This window comes from Tenacibaculum geojense, from assembly GCF_042676005.1.
Classification (GTDB): Bacteria; Bacteroidota; Bacteroidia; order Flavobacteriales; family Flavobacteriaceae; genus Polaribacter; species Polaribacter geojense.
In genome coordinates, this window is record NZ_JBHTJR010000022.1 from 42577 (window position 1) to 60782 (window position 18206).

Consider the following 18206-nt stretch of genomic DNA (forward strand, 5'->3'; position numbering starts at 1 on the left):
TTCACATTTCTACAAAGAAATACAGAATTAAGGAGAGGTGGCAGAGTGGTAATGCAGCAGCCTGCTAAGCTGTCATCGTTTTTCGATGCCCGGGTTCGAATCCCGGTCTCTCCGCAAAAAATTGTAAAGATGATGACATCAATCGGGGTGTAGCGTAGCCCGGTCATCGCGCTTGGTTTGGGACCAAGAGGTCGCAGGTTCGAATCCTGCCACCCCGACGAAAATCAATGGTCGCGTAGCTCAGCTGGATAGAGCATCTGCCTTCTAAGCAGACGGTCACAGGTTCGAATCCTGTCGCGATCACAATAAGCCTTACTATTTTAGTAAGGCTTTTTTGTTGTTTAAATATTAATAATACCACTGATTATCAGTCTCTTATATCCGTTTTCTTGTTCTGGGAAAATCTTCAAATTTTATTTTTTTTGAAAAAAATTGATGTTATGTAAATCTAATTTATATTTTTGTTTTCGACGAAATTAAGCGAAATTAAGCGAAATTAAACGAAAAGTTAGGCAGAATTTAGGCAGAAAAAAAATGCCTAAAATTTATTTATAAATTGAGATGAAGGGAAAGATTTATTTAGATACCCGAAAGGATCAAGAATTAAAAGGAGGATTTTATCCTCTAAAAGTAGAATTAACAGGTTTGGGTAAACAGAAACGGTTTTCATTAAAAATGAAATTTCAAAAACAAGAATGGGATTTTTTAAAACAAGAACCAGGTCTAAATAAAACAAAGCAACTAGTTGTAAGAAAAAAGAAGAGTTTATTAGATAGCCTTCTATTACAATCTTTAGATGATGTAAATATTGACTATGATTATATCAAATCCAAATTATTGGGTAATCATAATAAAATAAATAGTACAAGTACAAAAATTGACTTTATAGAAATTGGGTATGATTTAGCTAATGAACTAAAAAAGATCAAAAACAGTAAAGGAATTTTTAAAGAAGGAAATGCAAAGGTTTACGAAAATGTATTAAATCAATTTAAAAAATTTAAACCTTCAGTACTCTTGAATGAATTAGATTATGAAACATTAGTTCAATTTAAAAATGAACAGTTAATTGCAGGTAATAAAAAAAATACTGTACATAGTTATCTAAGAACATTAAGGGCTATATATAATGAAGCTTTAAGAAGAGCTAAGTTAAAATTAGATCATTCTCCTTTTGAGGGAGTATTTAAAGATATTCATGTAAAGAAAAATAGAACCAAAAAGAGAAATATATCGAAAGAAGCAATTAGGATTCTTGAAAGTTTGAATAATAATTTAGCCAATGGTCAACAAAAAGCTGTAGATTTATTTTTACTACAATTTTATTTTGGAGGTCAAGATTTGGTCGACATCTTTTATTTAGAGAAAAGTCAAATATCTAATTCTAACAGGGTATATTTTACAAGAGGTAAGTTAGATGATGGAGGATATGAATTTGATCTGAATATATTTACTAAAACAAAGTTCTTGTTAAATAAATATAGGGGAGAGGATGATACATTTTACTTCCCATGGCGAAAAGATCCTAAAGGTTATATAACTTTTAGAAGTCGATTAAACAGAGATCTGAAACTCATACAATATAATTACAATGAACATATTTCAAGAATTGAAAAATTAAATGGAAAAACTTATCACAAATTAGAAGTATTACCTTTAAGTGGAAATATAACGACAAAAGTTGCTCGCCATACTTTTGCTACAATTGGATCTAGGTTATATGTTGAGCCTGATTTATTAAGAGCTTTAATGGGACATGAAAGAGATGATGTTGATACTATTTATAAAGATGTTTACCCTGAGGAAGAAAGAGATTATCATCATAAAATGATTATTGATACTAAAGATATTCAGGTTTCTAAAATGTATGTTTATAATTTAGAGTTTTTTAATGAAAATAAAGTTAGAAGTTGGAAGTATAAATACTTTCAAAGTATACCAACCGAACAAGAATTAGAAGATAACTTAACATTTAAAAAATATACAAAACCAAGATTTTTTAAGGAGATATTTTTGATTGAAAAGTAATCTTTAAAAAGTATTTTCTTTTCTTAAAAAAAGGAATGAAAAGTAAAAAACCTTGTATCAGTATTTTATTTTTACTAGTTCGTTTTTTTTCGTTTAATTTCGTTTTTTTAGAAAAAATAATATCTATATTAGCATAAAAAAAGAAAACATAAAGTTGCTATGCTTACATTTTAAAGAATACCTAATTTTAATGTTACAATTAGGGTTTTCCCTAAATTTTTGTTCGGTATAGTTTTTCTAGTTGTTATCAATTAAGTTTGTACTTACAGAAAAACATTCAAAAAATTAAGTCTTAGCTTACTAAAAACTATTTTGATACTTTATATATTTACTCGGTTAAATTAAACGAATAAATTATGAAAAAAGTATTATTGTTATTAGTTGGACTATCATGTTTTTTATTTACAAGTTGTGAAGACTTGACTGAAGATTTAACAGAAGAAATAAAAGAACAAAACATTGAAAACCAATCATGGCTCACAGATCCAGACGACGACGGAACTGGGGATGGACAACAACAGGAAACAGGACGTTAGAAATAACAAATTCAAAGCAATATTCTTTGGCATAGTAGCCTTTTTTATAGTTACTATGTCTCTTTTTCAGGTTTTCTTTGATAGGTACAGTCCTGAATATTTAGCCCACTACGATACTTATCAACAAATAATTGACAACAGAGATTTTAAACAAGATTCTCTCTTAAATGAATTAGGTAATACACTAACTGTAAAAGAATATAAAGAAGAAAGATCTAAAGCTTGGACAGCCTCAAAGAAGGAGTTAGGTATTTACACAAAAAAGAAAAAAGAATTAGCTGCTGAACACTCTTTTAGAGGAAGATCTAATTTTAAATTTTGGATTTTTCAATTTGGCTTAATTCTATTGGGCTTTTATTTTTCAGTAAAATCGTTAGTAGATGATTTAAAAAGAAAGATTAAAACAGGGCATGAGTTAATTTCAATTGTTGGAATATCTATTTCTTTGTTATGGTTTTACCATTTAATTTTTCAAACTGCTAAAGACTTCTACACAGAAACATACTTATTTGCAAAATTTTTAGCTGCATTGGCTGTAGGATTTTTTATTTCAAGATTAATAAAATACTACGTTTTAAAAACTGGTATCATTCAATCTTTAATTGATTTAATTATTAGAATTAAAAAGGTTCACTATAAAGAAATGGTTATTAAAGCCCTTTATGCTGAAAAATATGATAGATCAATAGATTCAATAGAAACAGTTAAAAATCAAACTGAAAGGTTTGATCAAGATGTTAAAGAAACTATCAAAAACATTATATAGTTAAATAACATTACCATTGTAAAAAGTCCCCTCCTGAAAAATGAAATTGTTTAAAAAGTTAGTTAACTCTAAAAAGATAAAGATAGATGAAGAACAGAAAAAAGTTCTTCTTGAAGAAAGTACTATTAGTGAAGCAGAAAAAGCATTAGAAAAATTAAAAGAGGAGGAAGAAGAAGTAAGAAATCAAGTAAAATCAAACCTCAAAGAAATATTTAAAGATTTACCTATTTTACTTTAAAAACTCTTTATTTCTCTCAAGTAAACTTTTTATTTTCTCTATTTCAGATGAAAGAGTGTTGTATCGATCTATATTTTCAACAGTATTAATTGCTTCAATAAGAAATTCTAACTCTCCTGATTTTTTAATTTCCTTAATGTTAATGGTAATAAAAGATATCATTTCCTCCAAGCTTACCTTAACCCCATCTTTAAACAAAAATAAACCTGATCTATTTCGGTTTTGTTCGTTTTGTTCGCTTTTTATGTGGTTTAAGATTTTCTCTTTTCGTTGATCTGACAAAGTTTTTCTACTTACAGCCATTCTAAAAGTATCACCAGTTACATTGATTATTTTTCCTAAATCACTGTATGTTAACTCTTTCTCTTTTTTGTATTTTATGACTTTATCGTAAAAATCTTCCATTAATTAATATTTTAAGGATAACATAAGACTAATTAAATATTTCGTTTTTGTTCGTTTAAAACGAAAATAGTTCGTATATTTGCTTTCGGATATGAACAAATATAGTAAAAACATATAATTTACTATTATAATTAGGTCAAAATATAATGTCATTAACCAAACAACTTAATTCAGAGAATATTGTTCAGGCTTTACTAAAAGAAGGTCTAGTTTTAATAAAAAAAACAGATCTACAAGAAATGATTACAAATATAAATCTAAGCAATAGAGTAGATCACAGGAAAAAATATATTACTTCAAAAGAAGCCGTAGCTATGTTCGGAATAACAAACTATTGGCTAAAAAAACAAAGAGAATGTGAAGATTCTCTTTTAGTTTGTATTTCTGGCGAACACAATAATTCAGCATGGAAATATCAAATTCAATCTATTGAAAAAGAACTAAATAGGTTGTCTGCGTAAATTATAAAACCAAAGGTCAAGAAATAAACAATACCAAAGGATAAGTAATACTTATCAATAAAGTAACCCACATTCGAGTTCATTTAGAACATTTAATTTTTTGACCTTTATTAAAGTGTTTGTGGGTTGCTTTTTAAAACGAAAACTAAAAAAGGTCATTATATGAAGTATCAAAAAACATTGACAGGATAGCAGTTAAAATCAATCACCCCTATACAAAAAGAAAGTGGCTAGAACTTGAGACCCTCTACCACTTTCTATAAAAATATAGCATGCATTTTAATACACACCTATCATGTACAAAAGTAGCAAAAACAGTCATACTTTTGCGCAAAAAAACGCAAAAGTATTCTCTGAAGTTGGTTTGTATAACCAACAAGTTCAGGACAACCTTCGTAAAGTTCAACTAAGTAGTATTACAAATTTTACGATTAAAAACTTTCTTGATAACGCTCAAAGAAACAAGTTATCTGACAAAGAATTTAACCTAGAGGTTGAGCGATTCAATAACACCCATGGAATGCTTATACCCAAGCGTGGTGCAGGGTATCAAGTAGCTAAACCCAATTACTCTTACCTAAATTATCCGTATTTAGATCGTGAAGCAATCCATCAAACCATGGATAATTACCGATTGTATGTACATAACTACAATGCAAAAGTAAAAGCGATCAATAAAGAAATAACCCAGTACAACAAGCAAAAGGTCAAAGCAAGTGCCGAGTTATCAGAAACGGAAAAAGCGCAAAAAAAAGCATTTGAAAAACGCAATAATCATTTGTTTACGGCTGATTATAATGAGCAAGTAACAGCAATTAATGCCACCAATGCCATTATTGCTAAAAAAAGAATCCCAACAATTAAGTTTCAAACGGAACTTATTTTTGAGCTATTGTTATGGTTTTATGCCTCCCAATTAAAAACCAACAACCTTGTAAAGCTAAACCGAAGAGAATCCACCAGGATTGAGAAATCTAACATGTATAAACTAAGACTGAATCATAATGATTTAGTCACTTTTAAGAAGAATAACATACAAAGACTGGATTTAACTAAAAGAAGCGTTCAAAACCACGTTAAAAGGCTTAGAGAAGCAGGCATCTTAATAAACTATCGATTTATCAACCATCAAAAGCCTGTGTTTGTGAATATTTCATGGGATATTTTGAAAGTTTTGGATGGTAATCCGCCAAAAAGTTTACAGGTTAACAACCAGTTAGTTAACCAAGAAAAAAAGCAAAGTTTTCATAATAGTAAGGATTGTACTAGAACTATTTTATTAAAAGAAGAAAAAATAAAGGACTGTGCAATTAGCACAGTTGGGAATAAATGCGGTTCGATGCTTCAAGAAAACGAAAGCAACGCTGTATGTCCTGCGGACAGCTACAAGAACACCAAAGGGATAAGTAACAAAATAAAAATTGAAGGCGGGCAAAAAATACAACTACCGCAATTTTTAACGCAAAAGACGCCTGCCAAAAGACCACAAATCCTGCAACAAAACTTCTTAGCTAGAAAGCTATCCGTTTCAAATTTTGCGCAAAAACTTAGTGATGGGGCTTATCAAAATCACAAAGGACTTCCGTATAGCTACCTTGAAAAAGTGGAGCAATATGCCCTTGTGAGTACTGAAGATTTCAAACAAATCGTGATTCAAGATTTCATTAAATCTTCCGCTAAGATCTGGAAAAACCATTCGGTGTATGTGGGTGAATGGGTTAAAACCATCCAATTATTAAGCGAGCAACTATTTAAAAACATGGTTAATAAATCTACCATCATTCAGAAATTAAAAGAATACCGATGGAAACTCAATTTTGCAAGAAACTGGTTTGAATCCCATAAAGTTAATGCGCTTTTTCCGTATGCCTATTTTGATACTACAAGAACAACTAAAAAGGAAATTGGTTTTTACGGATTGCATCCTGTATGGAAAAAGCATTTGCAGAAAAAAGCAAAAAAAGCGCAAGAAGCTACGCAAAAAGTAACAGCAGCCAACAACAGAAAACGAAGATTAAGTTATCAGCAAAAGCTTACCAATGCCATTAAAAAGTTTGAAAATGGCGCGTATACTAAAAAGCAATTGTATGACTATGTACAGTTTAACCTGCCACAAGATTACTTATTACAATTAACAAGCATCATAGAATATCAACACATAAACCTAGCATAAGATGGAACAAGGATTCAAAAACAAAAAATGTCAATGCGGACAAAACAATAAAATTACCTGTCCGAATTGTAGTGAGGTAAAGATGGTTATTTTACTTAAAAATGGCTTTAACTATTTAAAATATCCCTCTAAAAGCGGACGACTGGTAAATCCTGTTTGGTATAATCATATTAGTAAAAACCGTAAGAATATCAACGCATTAATAGAAGGAATGCAACGTAGGTTTTTAAATTCTGAATATGCAGGAAAAACCAATAAGATCAACTTCTACAGCAATACTACAGGACAACTATTAAAAAGCATTACGGTATGAAAGTAAAATATAGCTTTTCAGTAGAGCAGATTATTAGTATTAGCTCGCTATTAAACAAACTCTATCAGGTTAATTTCAACAGCCTATCTAACCAAGAGAAACTAGAAATGTCTATTGGAGTGGATTTGTCTGATTTGTTTGAAAAAAAGAAACGTACACTTCAAAAGAATTTAGACTTGTTAACATCCCATAAAAAAACAGTAATAACCTTAAAATTCCATGAAGCATGGGGATTGAAAAACATTCTAATCCATCATATTGGAGAAAGTGAATCGGTATTTCAACAGCAAACCCTTCAGGCTTCCATTCATCTTTTAGACAGTAAAACCACTTCAAAAACTCACTATGAAACCAACTAATGAAATTCATACCAGGCTTACTTCCATGAACTCGTTGTCCTATTCTATTATTAGTTTCGGGATCTTTTATGGCATTAAGCAAGCCGCCTTTTTTTACAAGCTATTTGAATACTTATTACCCAATGAATACCTACGAGTAATTCCTGCACTTTTTTTCGGGTACTTTATATCCAGAGCCATGTTAAACATTGCCGTAAATATCAGTTCCAATAAAGAATGGGTAATTACGTCCATTGCGCTTTTTGACTTTTTAGTTCTTTGTGTAATTACCGATGTACTTCACCAAGAAAGTGTTATTGATATTACCAATCTTTTAATTTTTTGCGCCTTTGTTACCTACTTAGGCTATTGGTTGAATCAGGTATTTGTTGAAAAAGCAAAAGAAAAGCAACAAAAAGCAAACAATGCGCAAAACCTAGCAGCCATAAAGCAAAACATAGCAAGTTGCAGCACTCATTTAGCAAGTGTTGAGCAAACCCTAGCAACTAAAAAGCAGGAATTAAAAAACATAGAGCAGACTATTAGCGAAAAAGCCTGTCCGTATTGTGACGCTGTGTTTCCGAGCAAAAAATCACGCGATGCGCACAAAGGCAGATGTACTCATAAAAAGTAAAACCCCATGAAACTAGTATTTATAGCACAACCTTACCATTCCATGCAATGCGGACAAGCATGTTTGGCTATGATAACTCAAAGCTCCCTTTTAGAAGTGATTCAAGAAACAGGAAAGCATTGGAGTACCCATATCAAAAACGATTTACAAAAGTATTTAGATAGTCACGGTTACACAACGGAGTTAGTTGATAAAATAGATGTCGATTTTCAAGAGATTCCCAACAATAGCATTGTTAGAATTTGCTACCCTAATGAAACAGGTCATTTTGTGGTAAAGGCAGATAATGTGTTTTATGATCCTTCAGTAGGTATTGTACAAGCGTATCAATGTTATGTGAAAGTTACCCATTATTTAACCTACGCAAAAAACAAAAAAAAACCATCCAAAGTAATTGGATGGTAAAATTGCTATGAAAAAGAAAAAGTGGCTTTTAAAGCCATATCAAATATAGTGATTATAAAGCATTAAACATAACATCCTAACACTTAATTTATGAATATTTCACAAGAAAAAAATGGCAACATTGTACTTAAAAATCAGCAAAATCAAATCCTTGGAGTGTTGCCTTTTGTGTTCGTTTTTAGGCATCCACGTATCGAAAACGCAATTTTAATCAATACCTCTGGAAATCCTACCGATGAAAAAAATGGATTTACGGCAAACTTTGCCCACGATAAGATCCAACTACAAAATACAAACGTGCCTACTGCTTCAGAATTTTTATATCGTTTCAATAATCAAATAGCAGCCAATGGCAGCCCTGAAGTAACACAGGAAGATACTTTGTACACCCAGTTTTTAAACATAAGTGATTATGAAACCATGTACCTCTTTGCCAAGGCAGTTTCCAACACGCAAAGTCCTATAAAGTATGATGCTAACAACCGAATAGCCAAAGAAGAATATGTGCTGCAGTTTACCAGTACAACGGCAAGAATTACCTTGTATTACTATTATCTGTACCCCAATCAAAACACCTTATCCCATATCTTAATGGCAGGAACTACCACCAATATTGCCTATCCGTTAAAAACCTATCAATATATCAATGATGAGCTAACCCATAGCTACGAATTAAAAACATGGCAGCGAACTAACTAATCCCTAAATACCCCTACAATGAACAGTCAAGAAAAAAGAGAAAAATACAAACCCATATTACCAAAGCATAAGTTTTATGATTTTTTCAATGATTATGTAATTTCTCACGATGCTATGAAACGAGAAATTAGCGAAATAGTGGCAAAAAACAGAAATCTGCCTCTTGAAAAAGCCGTAAACATTCGGATATTTAAAATCCCTGAAGTAGATCAATTTATCAAAGATCACGACCTGCAAAGATTGTTTTAAATTACTTTATGAAACTTTAATTATCAGTAGTTTACAGTAGCTAAAGTGGCTTTAATTAGCCTAGCAGTTAACGGATTTTATACGATAGTATTGCAGCCTAAAGCAATAGTATTGAATCCTGAAACAATAAATATTCTATTACACAGACCCCTTAAAAAAGGCATTGAGCATGATCGCTTAATGCCTTTTAGTGATTGCAGTAGTACTTTATTAGCCAACGGAGATACTAAAGTGGCTATCGATAATATGGCAAAGTGGTCAAAAGAGCATGTACACCATACCGAGCTATTAGCCAATACCCTTTTTAAGAATTTATCACTTGCCCAGTTATGTAAAGAATTACACAGTTTTTTATACCATCATTTTCAGTATAAAATTGATGGTTACGAGCAAAAATTAAGAAGTCCTGCCTGTTCATGGAGTGATCGAACCCAAGGAATTGACTGTAAATCCTACAGTATTTTTGCTAGTACCGTGTTATTAAACCTTGGTATTAATCATTACCTAAGAAGAGTAATCCAAAATGAAGGAGAAGGATATAGTCATGTGTACGTAGTTGTTCCGAAAAACCAAAAAACAAACAATTTAAACCAAGGCTATTTTACCATAGATGGCACTTTAAAAATTACAGAAGAAGTACAGTTTTATCAAAAAGATGATGTGTACTTATCCAAAAAAGATAGGTTAGGATCTGTAATTGGTATGGAACTTCAACAATCAGCTGCTAAAGTTATTGCGGTGGTAACGGATTTACTGATCCAAGGCTTTTTAAATGAGATCATGGGGTGTGATGATGCAGCCTATGAATTACCCATTGTACAGCTCAAACTACAACGCGACCTGCAAGCTCCCTTAACTAGAAAAATCAACAACCTAGTTCATGCCATTACCATTAATAACAGCGTAAGAGCAGAACATATCTTTAATGATATTTTTAAAGAACTGGATTTAGGGATTGCGCATTTACGAAACGAAACCGCCTATAGTCAGCGTGATAGTTGTATTGCTGATACCTTGTCTACTGCCTTGAAGTATGCAGAAGAGATCAAAAAAGTATTTGACATTTTCTACAACAACTTTAAAAAGACCTATACCCAGTTTAAGTTTACCGAGTACATTGGTAGTGCCAATGTAAATCAACGCACACTTTACTTTGTGATCGAAAACGACAGCAATACCATTGTTGCCGATTATCGATTTATCAAAATAGAACAGGATAAAAGTCTTTATCCGATAGAGCCTGTTTTAGGATTTAGAGAAAATCCCAAAGAATGGATCTTAGAGAATAAAACCTACTTACAAAATAAATACAAAGACAACCGCCACCAAGAGTATGGCAAAGAAGTACAACCCATACTAGATAAAGTGGTTGCCCTTAGAGCCAAGTTTCATATAGGTGGTGAAATGCTGTACTACTTAGAGCAGCCTTTACAAAATGAAATGAATGCGGTGTGGTTAAAGTATGATGATGAGTACTCAAAATTCATTCGTCAAATTGAGCTAGCGAACCTGCAGGCCAATCAAAAATCACTACAAGAATACCAAGCACGATTTTTAGAAGAAGTAGCAGCGAACAAACGCGCAAAAAAACGCAAAAAAGATAAAATACAACTAGGCGTAGGCATTGCTATTGCCGCCCTATTAATTGCTATAAATACCGAAAAAGAAGAATAATATGTATTTCACAGTAAAAGACCCAAGAGCGTTTCACACCTCTTTAAACGGATGGTTTGATGGTTTTTGTCCTTCCAACGGCATTGCCGATAAAATGAACAAAAAAGCCAAAGGTGTATGGGCGCAGCAAGAAGAGTACAAAAAGAAACTGAACTCTTTAAAAAATGGCGCACAAGCAGCCGAATGGGAAAACCTTAAAAAACAAGTTAGAAAGCTTGATGATGATTTAAAAAATTATCAAAGAGATTTAGAAAAAGAACTCGCCATTGCCTCGGCTATTGGTGTAGACACTACAGGTTTAGGAGCTTGGTGTAACGGTGCGGTATCAAAACGCAAAAAAGCCGAAGCCTCATTAAGAGAAGCAGAAAAAGCCTTGGGAGAAGTTAAAGGGGCGATGCAGACCCTTGAGCGACAACAAAACGATGGTATCAAAGAAGCTGGTTTGGTGATCCAACAAAACCAACAAAGAATTGAAGCGGTTAAAAGTAAAATTAGAGCAGTTCAAACCAAAATTGAAGTCTTTAAAGCCAAAAGAGACAATGCCCAACAAGAAATTACCTCTGGAGCAGGAAAAAGCAATGCTAAAAAAAGTGATTTGATTGGACAGGTGAAAGAAAATGCGCCTTTAATCATTGGTGGTTTGGTAGCGGTGGGAACAGGTGTGTATCTGTATAACAACCGTAAGAAACCAAAAAGAGTTGCTAAAAAAGTTCAAGCCTAAAAAAGAAGAAAGATGAGTTTAATGCAAAAAATGATGCTAGAATCAGCCACCAATCAAAATACAAGTGGACTTGGATTGCCTAAAGATTTTGGAGATGTGGATGGTTTTTTAGACCTACCTGATTTTAATGTAGGTGATACCGCTAGTCAAAGTTCCAGTTCACAAAGTCAATCTTCAGGTGGGTTTTTCTCCGATTTTAACCTGAACGGATTGTTAGATACCCTGTTAAAAGGCGGAATGACTTGGGCGCAAATTGAAGCTGCTAAAAACGGAAAAGATGTCTATGTGCAAGGTCAAGGTGGTGGACAAAAAGAAAATATCACACCCATTCTAATCAGTAAACTTCAAGAGCAAGCTGCTGCCAATCAAACCTCGGTAAATCAAATGATGCAAATCATGCAGCAACAAATGGCACAAAACAGTAACGTGCCTGCTAAAAAAGACAATACCCTTTTGTATGTAGGGATTGGCGTGGGAGTTTTGGTGCTTGTAGGTGGTAGTTTAATGATAATTAGTAACACAAAGAAAAAGTAATATAAAAATGAAAAAGAAAGCAATTAAAGATTCTTTACAAAGAACAGTAGCCTTAACAGTAGGTAGTGCAGGTTCTAGAATTGTAGCCGATAAACTTCCTGTTAAAAACATGCATGTAAAGCGTGGTGGTTTAGTGCTTTTAGGCGCAGTAGGTGCAGCACTTTTAGACAGAAGCACTACAGGAAAAGCCATTGTACAAGATTTAGCCTTGGGAACAGCAGCCACCCAAGCAGGCTACTGGATCAAAGAAGCCGTAGGTGAAAACATGAAAGACAATGCCCTGGTAAGTACTGCCTTGGGTACACCTATTGGAGATTATGACAATCCCGTAGAGTTTAGAATGGGATATGCAGATTTTTCTGCTGCTAGTACCATTGATACCGATTTTGAAGATGTTACAGGCGTAACATTTGAAATGTAACCTATAAACAATTATAAATTAGATATTAGAAAAAGATGAATTACTTATCCAACAAAGAAGCTTATTTAAGAGCTTTTACATTCTTTCAAGAAAACCATGCAATGAACCCAATGTTTGGGATTGGCGCAAAGATAAAACCGATGGAATCGGAGTTGTATGTCAACAAAGCCATTACCGTTGGTGGTGGAAAATTACCTTTATTAATAGGTTCTACAGATAATGAAATTGGGGTTACCAATTTTGATGGGAACAAATTAGAGGAAGGAAGAGCTTTTGCTATTGATGGTATTGCAGTAAACTTAACCGTTTCCGATGCAAGTGCAAAGCCATACAATGTGGATTTCACTAAAACATTAACGGGGCCTCAATTAGCAGCCTTCCAATTTGCTAACTTAAACCTTAGCCAAAAAAATGAGCGTTTAATTAGCTTACCTATTTCTGCCATTTTAAACGGACAAGAAGGTTCTTACAAAAAGTACCGTGAACTTGCCTTAACCTTATTAAAACCTAAAGACAAGGTTGAAATTGAAATTGAATTTCCTGATGGCGTAACACCTGCTGCTTTAGACGATGGAAAATCAATTTTTGTATCGGTAGTTTTTAGAGGCTACGAGACTTTCCAAAAAAGATAATATAAAACCCAAAGCTTACATGCCCTTGGTATGTAAGCTTTTAATCCCAAAATCATGTTAAGAGTTTATCATAGAGTTAAAATAAACCCTGAATTATTAAATCCTGATTTGATAGAAATTGATGAAGATAACTTTCTCAATCCCTTTGCAAAGTATTTATCAGGAAGTGAAAAAACAACGATTCCCGCAGGAAAAGTAGTTGGGGTTACTTGGAATCCGTATGTAATAGTTGAACCTCAAACAAGTGGAAGCCCATTTCCTAGTGAATCGGAATCTATTGGAAGGTTGCCTGCCATGGCATTGCCAAATAGCCGTTGGTCGCAAACTGATATTTCCATGTATGATTCCAAAAGTCAGGAAATTACTGCCACTACAGATATTAGCGATTACCGCCATAAATCAGGTGGGCATATTGACGGATTTAAAAATATCCACATGAGTAACACGGCAGACACCTTACTTAAAATAGTATGGAAAACACTCGGTAACACGCCTATTTGTGGTGAGTTTGTTTTTATTATCGAACAAGAAAACTGTGAGTGTTAACATGAAAAAAGCATTATTTGGAACAGATACTTTTCATTCAGATTTTGAGATTGATATCGCTACGCTTCAAAACTGTAAAAAAGGGATCTATAAGTTAGAAGTTTTTGTACCAAGATCAAGCACACCACTTATGGTACAAGACGGATCAAAACAACTCATTCGAGAAGATTATAATGCTTTTGTACTGGAATCACCTGTTCCTATTACAGGTGGAAAAATAAAATTTTCGTTTGTCGAAAACGGCACAAAAACAACTAGAAACACCCCAAAAATAGCAACCGTAAGGTATTTATATTGTGATGAATCATAACTTAACAACTACATTATCGCAGCATCTTCAGGCTGATTCTGATAACGCTATCCGAATCCAAAGTGGCAATCGTCGGTTAAAAAAAAGGCAAGGAAGTCAAAAGTTTGCTTTTACCCTTGATGATATTGACAAGCAGTTTGGCGGTATCGATAATTTACTTGTAAAGTTACCTCAAAACGGATTTGAAACCGATGTGCAATTTACCCTAGTAAAAATGTACACCAAAAACAACAAAACAACCTACAGAACTTTTGAAGAAATCACCCAAGATTTAACAACAGCAGCACCTACCATGAACACGCCAACTCCTACCACAAACCCCATACCACAAGCTCCTAAAGAAGTAGATCCACCTGCTCAAAATTTTGGCTTGGGCTACTTAGGCGCACCTGAACTCATTGGTAAGATGGTAGAGGCTGAACGTGGTAAAGACTATAAAAAAACATGTGAAGATTTAGAAGAGAAGCTTAAAAATGCTAATTCTGAAATCCGTGTTTTAAAAGAAGCAAACAGCTCTTTAGAAATTAAAATTGCCACGGCTAAAGAACGTGCTGAAATTGATCGAGAAAGAGACAAGTTAAATCAAAAAAGTTTCTTGGATTCTGAAGGCGGTGCAAAAGTATTGGAAACCTTGGGCGCAATTATTCCAAAAGCCTTGGATGCTTTTGCAGCTAAAACCAATCCTGTTTCAATTCCTTCACAATTAGGAAATCCAATCGTAGCAGTTTCACCCATCAAAGAAATGGCTATCGAAAAAATACAATCCCCCAATTTTAGTGATGAACAAACAGGTGTGATCCATTACATCTTAGAGAATTGGGAACAAGGATTTATAGAACAAATTATGGCATTAATCAATAAAAAAGAACAACATGGCAGATCCTAAGAAAGAAAAAGCATTACAAACCCTAAGCCAATTGTCAGAACCAGTACTTACTAGAATGGCAAGCTTAGCCAATAACAAAAAAGCCATTGAATATTTTTCTAACCCTATAATGTTTGGAATGGTTAAGGGCTTTTTAAAATAAAAAGTTGCTATGAAAAAGAAAAAAAGTTTGTCTAACAAAGTGGGTAAAATTGCTACCAAAGAAAATGTTAAGAAAACCATTAAAAAAGCCAATGAAACTAGCAGTTTCATTATCGAAAACAAAAATGCTTTTTTACTGGGTACAGGTGTGATTTTAGGCATTCTAGCCATTCGAGAAATTAAAAAAAGTTTTCAACGAGTAGGAGAAGCTTTTGAATCGGAAGCGGTGGATTTTATAGAGCCTGAAATCACTCCTGCTACTAACAATCTTACCATTTCTAGTCAAGAATCGGTAAACCTTGCCAAGTCGTTATTAGATGCTATGAACGCGACTACGTTTATAGGCTTACCTGCTACAGATGAACAGAAAATTGCGGATGTATTTAAAAAGATACAAACAGGGGATGATTTTAAACTAGTATTTAATGCTTTTGCCAAAAGAAAAAGATTTGCAGGCGGTACACCTACTAGTTACGTTGCTAAGAAAACCGCTGAAGCTTATGATTTAATCTACTGGTTAAAAGCAGAAGTAGATCCTTTTTGGGATGAGACTTTATACAACACCATAAAACATCGTGTGGAGAGTGCTGGATTAATATTCTAAAAAAGAAAAGAAAAAGAAATGAAAAATAACGGTTTACCAATTTACGGACTGGCATGTCCTGAACAACAACTTATTAAAACAACGGTATTAAGTCCTAATGAAAAAAAATGCGGTTGTAAAACTAGGCAATATGCAGCAATGCCTTTTACTGAAACTAAAAAGCAATCTGCCTTTGGCTCTCAAATCATAGATGGAGTTACAGGAAATCCTTTTAAACCTGAAACGGTACACATTCATAATTTAAGTAACGGAGCTACAACTGTTACTGAAAAAGATGGACGTTTTATCATCCCTGCCCAAGCAGATGATATGTTAGAGATCACCCATGTTGGCTATGGTAAAATAACCATTAAAGCAAGTGATTTAACCGATAAGGTACAAATGAATGAAAGCTTTGATGCTTTGGATGAAGTGGTGATTAAACCCAAACGAAAAACTGGATTAGCCTTACTTGGACTGGCAGCTACTTTAGCCATTATTTATGCAAGTGCTGATGATGAGAAAAAGAAAAGCTAATGATTTTGGATTACCTCCTTCAAAACTGGCAACCCATCGCAGGCACTTTGGGATCTATTCTTATGTTTTTTCTAGGTAAAAAAACAAGAGTAACCCATCAACGCGAAGCAGAGTTTTTAGCCTATGAAAAGAAGCTAGAAAACTACAGGCTCGAATTTGAGATCAAGTCTCAAATGTTAGAAAACCTCAAAAAAGATTACCATGGTAGAACTGATTTTTTGAAAGACCACGTAGCTGAAGTGGAAAAAATCAACAAACAATTGGATGCTATCATTGAACAACAAGAGGATATCATAAAAAGGCAAAACATCATTATTGCCTCACAAAAACAAAAAATAACGCAATACGAACAAAAATTTGGAACTCTTGAAACCTATTAACTTATTAATCGCTGCTGTCCTTGTTTGTTTGGTTTTCATGGCTTGTGCTTCCTCGAAGCACAGGCTTGTGGAAACAACCATGCACAAAAAGGATTCAGTACACCAACAATCGCGTAGTGTAGTTAGTACCGAAATACACAAAGCTATTGATGATGCTATTTTTTTACCCATCACCACAGGTGATAGTTTGGTAGATAGTGTAATTCATCAAAAACTATGGCACTTTAAAACCTTTAAAAAAAGCGGACAAAATAGTTATACTATTCGCTATAACACCACCGCTAAAGGCTTTGATATTACTAGTAAAATTGCAGGAATTGAAAATTCCCTGGTACAAAAATCAGACAGTATTCAAAAGGTAACAAAACAACAGGCAAAGAAGGTGGAAATACAAACCATTATCAAGTACCGAATCCCCAAATGGTTTTTAATCTTCTTTGCTATTAGCCTTGTGGCTGTGTACCTACTCGTAAAATTAAAAGTGATTTAATCATGGCTAAAAAAACGCTTTTACTTATTGGAACTGGTATTGCTTTTTTTTCCTTATCTGCTTTTGTAACTAAAAAAAGAGCAGCTATTGAGCATGTACTAAATCACTTGGATTTTCAGGTTATCAGTTTGAAAAACTTGCAGTTTTCTTTAAAACAGTTTTCCATGGATTTAGGCATTCGCATTATCAATCCTACTGTGGAAGATGTACATATCAATACAGGATTTATAAAAGCTAAAGTAATCCGTGTGTTTGAAAAGAAAACAGGCAAACTCTTAGCGTTTTCAAATTTGGATACTTCTGTGATAAAACTACCAAGTGGTGGGTATTATGATTTGCCTACCATACACATTGAAATCCCTTCGCTTACAGGTGCGCAATACTTGCTTAATGAGCTTAGTGGTAAGGATAAACAAGACTTACTAGATAAGTTTTCTTTTGAACTGGATGTAAAAGCATTAGGAGCAACCCAAACAATCAAATTCTAAAAAAATAATGGCTAATTATAATGTATTCAAACCTTCTATCGAACTGGCAGAAGGTGGCTATCAAAATCTTAAAAACGACAAAGGCAATTATAATTCAAACGGAGAACGTGTGGGAACTAATCATGGGGTTTCTGCAAAGTTTTATGAACGTGTGATTGGTTTTCCTCCATCAGTTGAGGATATGAAAAACATTACCAAGGCAGAATCCCATTTGCTTTTTAAAAATGAGTTTTGGGATAAAATGCGAGCTGATGAAATACACAACCAAGGTATTGCTGAAGTGATAGTAGATCATGCCATCAATGCCAATCCAAGAGTTACTGGTAAAATTGTACAAAGAACCTTAAACAAACACTTTGGAAAATCATTAGTGGTAGATGGTGTAGTAGGCAATCAAACCTTGGCTGCCATCAATGCTGTTAATCCCACCTTGTTTTTTGAGAAAATTGCCGATGCTAGAATTGCGTATTACAAAAGCCTAAGCGATTACCAATACTTTGGAAGAAGTTGGACAAAGCGTGTGGTGGATCTTGCTCAAAAATTTGGCGTACAACTAAAAAAAAAACAAGCCTACTAACAAGCCTCGGAATAGTAACCGCAGGAATTTCTCTTTACCTA

28 protein-coding genes and 3 tRNA genes are annotated in these 18206 nt (G+C 33.6%); 30 read left to right on the top strand and 1 reads right to left on the bottom strand.

Going from position 1 to position 18206, the window contains the following annotated elements:
- The first annotated feature begins 31 nt into the window (after positions 1–31).
- The 7 genes from ACFQ1U_RS03955 to ACFQ1U_RS03985 all read left to right on the top strand — a co-directional run bounded on the left by ACFQ1U_RS03955 (position 32) and on the right by ACFQ1U_RS03985 (position 3568).
- Positions 32–114, top strand: a tRNA-Ser gene (locus ACFQ1U_RS03955).
- A 29-nt stretch (positions 115–143) separates the two neighbouring features.
- Positions 144–218, top strand: a tRNA-Pro gene (locus ACFQ1U_RS03960).
- Positions 219–229: 11 nt separating this feature from the next.
- Positions 230–303 (top strand) — tRNA-Arg (locus ACFQ1U_RS03965).
- A gap of 258 nt (positions 304–561) precedes the next feature.
- Positions 562–2028: a tyrosine-type recombinase/integrase gene (locus ACFQ1U_RS03970; protein ID WP_386105554.1), complete on the top strand. Its 1467-nt coding sequence runs from the start codon at positions 562–564 to the stop codon at positions 2026–2028.
- 356 nt (positions 2029–2384) lie between these two features.
- Entirely contained in the window at positions 2385–2564 is a 180-nt protein-coding gene (locus tag ACFQ1U_RS03975; RefSeq protein ID WP_386105556.1) for a hypothetical protein, read from the top strand.
- A gap of 55 nt (positions 2565–2619) precedes the next feature.
- Positions 2620–3330: a hypothetical protein gene (locus ACFQ1U_RS03980; RefSeq protein ID WP_386105558.1), complete on the top strand. Its 711-nt coding sequence runs from the start codon at positions 2620–2622 to the stop codon at positions 3328–3330.
- 40 nt (positions 3331–3370) lie between these two features.
- Entirely contained in the window at positions 3371–3568 is a 198-nt protein-coding gene (locus ACFQ1U_RS03985) for a hypothetical protein (RefSeq protein ID WP_386105560.1), read from the top strand.
- Here ACFQ1U_RS03985 and ACFQ1U_RS03990 read toward each other — a convergent pair.
- Positions 3560–3973, bottom strand: a complete 414-nt coding sequence (locus ACFQ1U_RS03990) for a hypothetical protein (protein ID WP_386105562.1) — start codon at positions 3971–3973, stop codon at positions 3560–3562. The two genes, ACFQ1U_RS03985 and ACFQ1U_RS03990, sit on opposite strands and share 9 nt — an antisense overlap.
- 146 nt (positions 3974–4119) lie before the next feature.
- Between ACFQ1U_RS03990 and ACFQ1U_RS03995 the strand changes: the two genes are divergently transcribed.
- From ACFQ1U_RS03995 to ACFQ1U_RS04105, 23 genes are all read left to right on the top strand, one after another.
- Positions 4120–4434 (top strand): hypothetical protein, encoded by a 315-nt coding sequence (locus ACFQ1U_RS03995; protein ID WP_386105563.1) that lies wholly within the window; start codon positions 4120–4122, stop codon positions 4432–4434.
- Positions 4435–4798: 364 nt separating this feature from the next.
- Positions 4799–6607 carry a hypothetical protein gene (locus tag ACFQ1U_RS04000; protein ID WP_386105565.1) on the top strand — a complete coding sequence of 603 codons (1809 nt, stop codon included), beginning with the start codon at positions 4799–4801 and terminating at the stop codon, positions 6605–6607.
- Between the two features lies 1 nt (position 6608).
- Entirely contained in the window at positions 6609–6920 is a 312-nt protein-coding gene (locus ACFQ1U_RS04005; RefSeq protein ID WP_386105567.1) for a hypothetical protein, read from the top strand.
- A 107-nt stretch (positions 6921–7027) separates the two neighbouring features.
- The gene (locus ACFQ1U_RS04010; RefSeq protein ID WP_386105569.1) at positions 7028–7279 is read left to right on the top strand and encodes a hypothetical protein; all 252 of its coding nucleotides are present in this window, start codon (positions 7028–7030) and stop codon (positions 7277–7279) included.
- The gene (locus tag ACFQ1U_RS04015; protein ID WP_386105571.1) at positions 7266–7892 is read left to right on the top strand and encodes a hypothetical protein; all 627 of its coding nucleotides are present in this window, start codon (positions 7266–7268) and stop codon (positions 7890–7892) included. The genes ACFQ1U_RS04010 and ACFQ1U_RS04015 overlap by 14 nt, the downstream gene beginning before the upstream one ends.
- Positions 7893–7898: 6 nt before the next feature.
- Positions 7899–8297, top strand: coding sequence for a hypothetical protein (locus ACFQ1U_RS04020; RefSeq protein ID WP_386105573.1), 399 nt, complete (start codon positions 7899–7901; stop codon positions 8295–8297).
- Positions 8298–8456: 159 nt separating this feature from the next.
- Positions 8457–8996, top strand: coding sequence for a hypothetical protein (locus ACFQ1U_RS04025; RefSeq protein ID WP_386105575.1), 540 nt, complete (start codon positions 8457–8459; stop codon positions 8994–8996).
- 18 nt (positions 8997–9014) lie between these two features.
- The gene (locus ACFQ1U_RS04030; RefSeq protein WP_386105576.1) at positions 9015–9245 is read left to right on the top strand and encodes a hypothetical protein; all 231 of its coding nucleotides are present in this window, start codon (positions 9015–9017) and stop codon (positions 9243–9245) included.
- Between the two features lie 111 nt (positions 9246–9356).
- Complete coding sequence (locus ACFQ1U_RS04035) at positions 9357–10919, top strand: hypothetical protein (protein ID WP_386105578.1); 1563 nt, start codon at positions 9357–9359, stop codon at positions 10917–10919.
- A 1-nt stretch (position 10920) separates the two neighbouring features.
- The gene (locus tag ACFQ1U_RS04040) at positions 10921–11640 is read left to right on the top strand and encodes a hypothetical protein (RefSeq protein ID WP_386105580.1); all 720 of its coding nucleotides are present in this window, start codon (positions 10921–10923) and stop codon (positions 11638–11640) included.
- Between the two features lie 12 nt (positions 11641–11652).
- Positions 11653–12174, top strand: a complete 522-nt coding sequence (locus ACFQ1U_RS04045; protein WP_386105582.1) for a hypothetical protein — start codon at positions 11653–11655, stop codon at positions 12172–12174.
- A gap of 7 nt (positions 12175–12181) precedes the next feature.
- Complete coding sequence (locus ACFQ1U_RS04050; RefSeq protein WP_386105584.1) at positions 12182–12595, top strand: hypothetical protein; 414 nt, start codon at positions 12182–12184, stop codon at positions 12593–12595.
- Between the two features lie 35 nt (positions 12596–12630).
- Positions 12631–13227 carry a hypothetical protein gene (locus ACFQ1U_RS04055; RefSeq protein ID WP_386105586.1) on the top strand — a complete coding sequence of 199 codons (597 nt, stop codon included), beginning with the start codon at positions 12631–12633 and terminating at the stop codon, positions 13225–13227.
- A gap of 54 nt (positions 13228–13281) precedes the next feature.
- Entirely contained in the window at positions 13282–13773 is a 492-nt protein-coding gene (locus ACFQ1U_RS04060) for a hypothetical protein (protein WP_386105588.1), read from the top strand.
- A 1-nt stretch (position 13774) separates the two neighbouring features.
- Positions 13775–14083: a hypothetical protein gene (locus tag ACFQ1U_RS04065; RefSeq protein ID WP_386105590.1), complete on the top strand. Its 309-nt coding sequence runs from the start codon at positions 13775–13777 to the stop codon at positions 14081–14083.
- Complete coding sequence (locus tag ACFQ1U_RS04070) at positions 14070–14969, top strand: hypothetical protein (RefSeq protein ID WP_386105592.1); 900 nt, start codon at positions 14070–14072, stop codon at positions 14967–14969. The genes ACFQ1U_RS04065 and ACFQ1U_RS04070 overlap by 14 nt, the downstream gene beginning before the upstream one ends.
- Positions 14956–15111 carry a hypothetical protein gene (locus ACFQ1U_RS04075; RefSeq protein ID WP_348721716.1) on the top strand — a complete coding sequence of 52 codons (156 nt, stop codon included), beginning with the start codon at positions 14956–14958 and terminating at the stop codon, positions 15109–15111. The genes ACFQ1U_RS04070 and ACFQ1U_RS04075 overlap by 14 nt, the downstream gene beginning before the upstream one ends.
- 9 nt (positions 15112–15120) lie before the next feature.
- Positions 15121–15714 carry a hypothetical protein gene (locus ACFQ1U_RS04080; RefSeq protein WP_386105594.1) on the top strand — a complete coding sequence of 198 codons (594 nt, stop codon included), beginning with the start codon at positions 15121–15123 and terminating at the stop codon, positions 15712–15714.
- A gap of 18 nt (positions 15715–15732) precedes the next feature.
- The gene (locus ACFQ1U_RS04085; protein ID WP_386105596.1) at positions 15733–16230 is read left to right on the top strand and encodes a hypothetical protein; all 498 of its coding nucleotides are present in this window, start codon (positions 15733–15735) and stop codon (positions 16228–16230) included.
- Complete coding sequence (locus ACFQ1U_RS04090) at positions 16230–16610, top strand: hypothetical protein (protein WP_386105598.1); 381 nt, start codon at positions 16230–16232, stop codon at positions 16608–16610. Before ACFQ1U_RS04085 ends, ACFQ1U_RS04090 begins: the two co-directional genes overlap by 1 nt.
- Entirely contained in the window at positions 16597–17100 is a 504-nt protein-coding gene (locus tag ACFQ1U_RS04095; protein ID WP_386105600.1) for a hypothetical protein, read from the top strand. Before ACFQ1U_RS04090 ends, ACFQ1U_RS04095 begins: the two co-directional genes overlap by 14 nt.
- 2 nt (positions 17101–17102) lie before the next feature.
- On the top strand, positions 17103–17588 hold the full coding sequence (locus ACFQ1U_RS04100) for a hypothetical protein (RefSeq protein ID WP_348721721.1): 486 nt from the start codon (positions 17103–17105) through the stop codon (positions 17586–17588).
- 7 nt (positions 17589–17595) lie between these two features.
- Positions 17596–18165 (top strand): glycoside hydrolase family 108 protein, encoded by a 570-nt coding sequence (locus tag ACFQ1U_RS04105; protein ID WP_386105602.1) that lies wholly within the window; start codon positions 17596–17598, stop codon positions 18163–18165.
- Positions 18166–18206: the final 41 nt, after the last annotated feature.

What these genes read in the sequence shown, in the direction of transcription:
- ACFQ1U_RS03970 (WP_386105554.1), top strand. Translation starts at nt 562, where the DNA reads ATGAAGGGAAAGATTTATTTAGATACCCGAAAGGATCAAGAATTAAAA.
- ACFQ1U_RS03975 (WP_386105556.1), top strand. Translation starts at nt 2,385, where the DNA reads ATGAAAAAAGTATTATTGTTATTAGTTGGACTATCATGTTTTTTATTT.
- ACFQ1U_RS03980 (WP_386105558.1), top strand. Translation starts at nt 2,620, where the DNA reads ATGTCTCTTTTTCAGGTTTTCTTTGATAGGTACAGTCCTGAATATTTA.
- ACFQ1U_RS03985 (WP_386105560.1), top strand. Translation starts at nt 3,371, where the DNA reads ATGAAATTGTTTAAAAAGTTAGTTAACTCTAAAAAGATAAAGATAGAT.
- ACFQ1U_RS03990 (WP_386105562.1), bottom strand. Translation starts at nt 3,973, where the DNA reads ATGGAAGATTTTTACGATAAAGTCATAAAATACAAAAAAGAGAAAGAG.
- ACFQ1U_RS03995 (WP_386105563.1), top strand. Translation starts at nt 4,120, where the DNA reads ATGTCATTAACCAAACAACTTAATTCAGAGAATATTGTTCAGGCTTTA.
- ACFQ1U_RS04005 (WP_386105567.1), top strand. Translation starts at nt 6,609, where the DNA reads ATGGAACAAGGATTCAAAAACAAAAAATGTCAATGCGGACAAAACAAT.
- ACFQ1U_RS04010 (WP_386105569.1), top strand. Translation starts at nt 7,028, where the DNA reads ATGTCTATTGGAGTGGATTTGTCTGATTTGTTTGAAAAAAAGAAACGT.
- ACFQ1U_RS04015 (WP_386105571.1), top strand. Translation starts at nt 7,266, where the DNA reads ATGAAACCAACTAATGAAATTCATACCAGGCTTACTTCCATGAACTCG.
- ACFQ1U_RS04020 (WP_386105573.1), top strand. Translation starts at nt 7,899, where the DNA reads ATGAAACTAGTATTTATAGCACAACCTTACCATTCCATGCAATGCGGA.
- ACFQ1U_RS04030 (WP_386105576.1), top strand. Translation starts at nt 9,015, where the DNA reads ATGAACAGTCAAGAAAAAAGAGAAAAATACAAACCCATATTACCAAAG.
- ACFQ1U_RS04040 (WP_386105580.1), top strand. Translation starts at nt 10,921, where the DNA reads ATGTATTTCACAGTAAAAGACCCAAGAGCGTTTCACACCTCTTTAAAC.
- ACFQ1U_RS04045 (WP_386105582.1), top strand. Translation starts at nt 11,653, where the DNA reads ATGAGTTTAATGCAAAAAATGATGCTAGAATCAGCCACCAATCAAAAT.
- ACFQ1U_RS04050 (WP_386105584.1), top strand. Translation starts at nt 12,182, where the DNA reads ATGAAAAAGAAAGCAATTAAAGATTCTTTACAAAGAACAGTAGCCTTA.
- ACFQ1U_RS04055 (WP_386105586.1), top strand. Translation starts at nt 12,631, where the DNA reads ATGAATTACTTATCCAACAAAGAAGCTTATTTAAGAGCTTTTACATTC.
- ACFQ1U_RS04060 (WP_386105588.1), top strand. Translation starts at nt 13,282, where the DNA reads ATGTTAAGAGTTTATCATAGAGTTAAAATAAACCCTGAATTATTAAAT.
- ACFQ1U_RS04065 (WP_386105590.1), top strand. Translation starts at nt 13,775, where the DNA reads ATGAAAAAAGCATTATTTGGAACAGATACTTTTCATTCAGATTTTGAG.
- ACFQ1U_RS04075 (WP_348721716.1), top strand. Translation starts at nt 14,956, where the DNA reads ATGGCAGATCCTAAGAAAGAAAAAGCATTACAAACCCTAAGCCAATTG.
- ACFQ1U_RS04080 (WP_386105594.1), top strand. Translation starts at nt 15,121, where the DNA reads ATGAAAAAGAAAAAAAGTTTGTCTAACAAAGTGGGTAAAATTGCTACC.
- ACFQ1U_RS04085 (WP_386105596.1), top strand. Translation starts at nt 15,733, where the DNA reads ATGAAAAATAACGGTTTACCAATTTACGGACTGGCATGTCCTGAACAA.
- ACFQ1U_RS04090 (WP_386105598.1), top strand. Translation starts at nt 16,230, where the DNA reads ATGATTTTGGATTACCTCCTTCAAAACTGGCAACCCATCGCAGGCACT.
- ACFQ1U_RS04100 (WP_348721721.1), top strand. Translation starts at nt 17,103, where the DNA reads ATGGCTAAAAAAACGCTTTTACTTATTGGAACTGGTATTGCTTTTTTT.
- ACFQ1U_RS04105 (WP_386105602.1), top strand. Translation starts at nt 17,596, where the DNA reads ATGGCTAATTATAATGTATTCAAACCTTCTATCGAACTGGCAGAAGGT.